The sequence below is a fragment of the Eudoraea sp. genome (genome assembly GCF_049665975.1).
GTDB lineage: Bacteria > Bacteroidota > Bacteroidia > Flavobacteriales > Flavobacteriaceae > Eudoraea.
Genome location: NZ_JBATGR010000522.1, coordinates 1 through 3,474, shown reverse-complemented (window position 1 = coordinate 3,474; position 3,474 = coordinate 1). Strand labels below are relative to the sequence as shown.

At 36.3% G+C, this 3,474-nt stretch carries 4 protein-coding genes; all 4 read right to left on the bottom strand.

All coding sequences use genetic code 11. The features are described 5' to 3' along the window. On the bottom strand, window positions 1-1,387 hold a 1,387-nt coding region (locus tag WBN20_RS16500), incomplete at its 3' end, for a DPP IV N-terminal domain-containing protein (protein ID WP_424282477.1). A 52-nt stretch (window positions 1,388-1,439) separates the two neighbouring features. Beyond that, window positions 1,440-1,985 (bottom strand): GNAT family N-acetyltransferase, encoded by a 546-nt coding sequence (locus WBN20_RS16495; protein WP_424275808.1) that lies wholly within the window; start codon window positions 1,983-1,985, stop codon window positions 1,440-1,442. 118 nt (window positions 1,986-2,103) lie between these two features. Then, window positions 2,104-2,877, bottom strand: coding sequence for a DUF6090 family protein (locus WBN20_RS16490; RefSeq protein WP_424282476.1), 774 nt, complete (start codon window positions 2,875-2,877; stop codon window positions 2,104-2,106). Window positions 2,878-3,036: 159 nt separating this feature from the next. Further along, window positions 3,037-3,474, bottom strand: a 438-nt coding sequence (locus WBN20_RS16485) for a zinc-binding dehydrogenase (RefSeq protein ID WP_424282475.1), incomplete at its 5' end; no start/stop codon positions are given.

Here is a 3,474-nt window from a genome sequence, read left to right as displayed (position 1 = left end):
GGGTAGGGCCGGGGGTTGAAATTCCCGTGGGGCCTCCATGAATAATTACAAGGAGTGGGTATTTTTTGTTAGGGTCATAATTCTGTGGTTTGTGTAAAACCCCCTCTATGATTGAACCATCTTCACTTTTCCAGGAAATAACCTCACTATTGGCCACTAACCAATTACTGATTTGCGCAGTTGAAGTCGTAATTTTTCTTGAATTTTTCAAGGGGTAATCCCCGTAGTAGATTTCGGTTAAATCATTGTCATTGGAAGCTGTGTACGCTATTTTTTCACCATCTTTTGAAAAGGAGTAATTCCAGATTCTCTCAGAGTTGACAGGCAAACTTTTTACCTTCCCATTTTCCGGATTTATTCTCAGGATAAGACGTTTAGTCTTTTGCCAGGCGACTCCAAATATTCCACTTTTGGTCCACTTTAAACGGTAGATTTCCTCATCAAAATCTGCTGCTAATTGTTTATTTTGAGTGCCGTCCGTATTAATTTTGAATAGCTTTCCGTTTTTATAATAATTGGAGATACTATCGTTGAGGTTGGTTTGATAAAGAATGGCGCTTCCATCGGGGGACCAATCTAAGAGGCCATCATAACTTAAGTTATTTACTAGGATTTTATGTGATTTTGTAGCCATATCATAAATCGAAATATCAGCTTTGAAAAAGCTGTTTATCAGGGGGTTTGGCTGATGTTCAAAGGCTATTTTTTTACCATCGGGAGACCATTTAAATCTATTAATGGAAAACGCTATACTATCGAGTAATAATTTAGCCTCCAGGTTTTTGGTATAAACAGAATCCTTTAACTGATCTGGTCTAAGCATTTGTCTTAATTGATTAGGTTTAAAATCTGCTATCCATATCTGTCTTAATTTGAAATCTTCATCTTCCACCGCAAAGCCTCCAAATTTTTCTTTGCGTTTTTTTTCTTCTTTGGATTTGTCTTCAGATTGAAGAAATGCAATTTTATTGCCTTCAGGAGACCATTCAAAATCATTAATATTATTTTCAGTATGTGTTACCTGAAACGCTTCGCCACCAACCAAACTGATGGCTTGTATTTGTGTTTTTTCACCTCGCTTGGACAGAAAGGCGATCCATTGGCCGTTTGGTGACCATTTTGGACCACTACTATTGCCTTTAAGGTTATTTGTTAGCTGAATTGGGGCCTCTGCGTTCTTCGAAAGCCATAGTTCCCGGTCATACCTGTTTTCTTTCCAATCTGTAGTTTGTGACTCAAATAAAATATGGTTGCCGTCTGGTGATACAACAGCATTAAAAACAGATCTCATAGAAATAATATCTTCAAAAGAAGGAGATTTAGGTGTCTGGGCATTTAAAAAACTCAGACAGACGGTTGCAAGAATTATTAGAAATGTATTTTTCATAATTATATTAAAATGTATTTGATCAAGCTTTATGATTGGTGCGGGAACAACTTTATTTTAGTGATTTCCATTTTTCCCACGATATCTCTCTTCCGGGATAGGCAACTTTCTTGAAGGGCCAGTCTCTTTCAATCCAGTCTTTAACAGAATTAAACAGAATAGCATCCAATCCTTTATCCAGCATGCTTGTTCGAATCCACATGCTTATGCTGGCGTCATAATCACCTTTAGTTGTAGGGTTGATATAAAGGCAACCAATAACCTCAGTTTCATCTGGCGAAACTACGGTATAGGCAAAAGAACTTCGCATTTGAAATTCTTTCTGGTGCCATCCCAAATCAATCAAATCCTGTTCAAAAGTTAAGTCTTTACTTGGCCAACTTGATGTAGGGTACATTTCCTTTAAATGATCAATACTGGTCATCACTGCGTCATAGTCTTTTACTACATCATTTACTGTAAGCATCCTTATGCGGAGGTGCTCATTCTCCAGAGTGTCAGGAACAACAAAATCTACAGGAACAAATAGTGGGTTTTGTGAAAACACAGTAAAAAAAAGCATTGTGAAAAAGCAACTAGTTAAGAATTCTTTTTTCATCTTATTTTTGTGAGAGGAGTTATTGATTTAATTTTTTAAAAGGACTTTATAAAGTAAGGCTGTAATTGCTGTCATCTTTTCATAGTTTTAATAAATCTCAGAATATCCTTCATTTGTGTTACTTGTTGGATTCATTGTCAATTAACTCAATAAGCCTCTGAGCTCTAACTATCATACTTTGATATTCCACTTTAAGCAGGTCGCTATTGTACGATGCTAGAACTAAACCATTCTTATATTTCCTGTTATTCAACAGGGTTACCACCTCTGACGGGTCAATTTCTAACTCTTCCTTACTATTCAGCTTTTCGTTGTTAAGTTGCTGTGAATAGTTTTTTAAGTTCGTGTTTAGGTCTGCTGTGCTAAAATAGGGATCATAAAGATAACTCTCATAATCCTGCTGCATCTCATTTTCTATAAACTTAATCCTTTCATAACTCTTCTGCATATTCTGAAGCTCATTCTTAATTTCCTTGTTAGCTATGAGGGATAAGTTTCCCGAATTCATTAATTCCTGATAAGTATTTGCATCCTGGATAAACGGATACCATACTAATACATTTAAATTATTGAGATTGAATTTATTTAGATTTAGATCCTTTTTACCTTCAAAAAACCCCATAAGTAGCGCTATTGAGTTTATAGCCTCGTCTCTTGAAACACTATACTCTTCGAGTTCCACAATATTTAATCTTAGATCTTCTTTAATATTATTAAGGTAGATAAGTTCTTTATCCCTTGTTTTGCGAACCTCGTTAGAATTGTTAATCTGAAGTGCCACCAAAATTCCAATTACAACTAATACAATTTCACCCAAAGCATATTTCAGGTATTTACCGGTATTACCTTCAGAGATTAGGTTTTGACGAATTTTCCGAAAAAATTTTAGCATTGGTTGGCTTTTGTAATAAAGAGCTTTTCAGCCGATAATTTAGATAATTATTATGGAATTGGCGGGAAAATAAAAGTGATAAATCAAAATAGTGCAATCGGGGTCAATTATTTGTAATTGACCCCGTAGCAATAAAGGCTTTAAATAGTTCCTTGATTTTTAGGATACTTTCAAAACTATCCGATACCTCGCTTTACCCTGTTCCAAATGATCCATAGCTTCATTAACTTCCGACAAAGGAAATTCTTCTACCATAGGATAAATATCATGTCGCACACAGAATTCCAGCATTTTTAGAGTTAATGCCGGACTTCCCAAAGGGCTTCCAGCAACAGACTTCTCACCCATAATGAGAGAAAAAGCCGGGATAGCTAAGGGTTCCAATACGGCCCCGACATTGTGAAATCTACCTTTTGGAGCAAGTGCGGTTAGATAGGAATTCCAATCCAGGGTAACGTTAGTGGTATTGAGAATGAAATCGAGACTGCCGGCTATGGACTCCAATTCCTCCGGATCTCTTGAATTAACTATTTTGGTAGCCCCCATAGCCATTATTTGTTCTTTTTTGTCTGGGTTAGAGCTAAATGCCACCACTTC

Coding starts and splice junctions, on each gene's coding strand:
- WBN20_RS16495 (WP_424275808.1), bottom strand. CDS start 1,985: ATGAAAAAAGAATTCTTAACTAGTTGCTTTTTCACAATGCTTTTTTTT.
- WBN20_RS16490 (WP_424282476.1), bottom strand. CDS start 2,877: ATGCTAAAATTTTTTCGGAAAATTCGTCAAAACCTAATCTCTGAAGGT.